Annotated in this window: 1 protein-coding gene; it reads right to left on the bottom strand. The window is 46.5% G+C overall.

Features of this window, described 5'->3' with window-relative positions; translation table 11 throughout:
• A partial coding sequence (locus tag AAEZ03_RS26315) for an acyl-ACP--UDP-N-acetylglucosamine O-acyltransferase family protein (RefSeq protein ID WP_502947957.1) occupies window positions 1-353 on the bottom strand: 353 nt, incomplete at both ends.

Below are 353 nucleotides of genomic sequence, written 5' to 3' on the forward strand. Positions count from 1 at the left end.
GTATCAATCGTGTGCTTAGACCAGTCTTTTCGGCGCATTCCTTCGACATTGAGACCATGTGCCTTTGCTGGATTGCCTGATACCATGGTAAAAGCGGCCACATCCTTCAAAATCAAACTGGCACCACCGACCAAGCTATAGTCATCAACGGTACAAAACTGATGAATACCTGAGTTACCACCAATTATCGTATGATCGCCAATGGTTACATGACCAGCTACGCCGACGTTATTGGCCAATACATTGTGATCGCCAATCACACAGTCGTGAGCCACATGCGTATTTACCATCAGCAAGTTGTGACTACCAATTTTGGTAAGCTCACCATCCTGCGCAGTACCACGATGCAAACT

Origin of the sequence: Pseudomonas sp. HY2-MNA-CIBAN-0224, from assembly GCF_040310285.1 — a bacterium.
In the GTDB taxonomy this organism is placed as follows: Bacteria; Pseudomonadota; Gammaproteobacteria; order Pseudomonadales; family Pseudomonadaceae; genus Aquipseudomonas; species Aquipseudomonas helleri.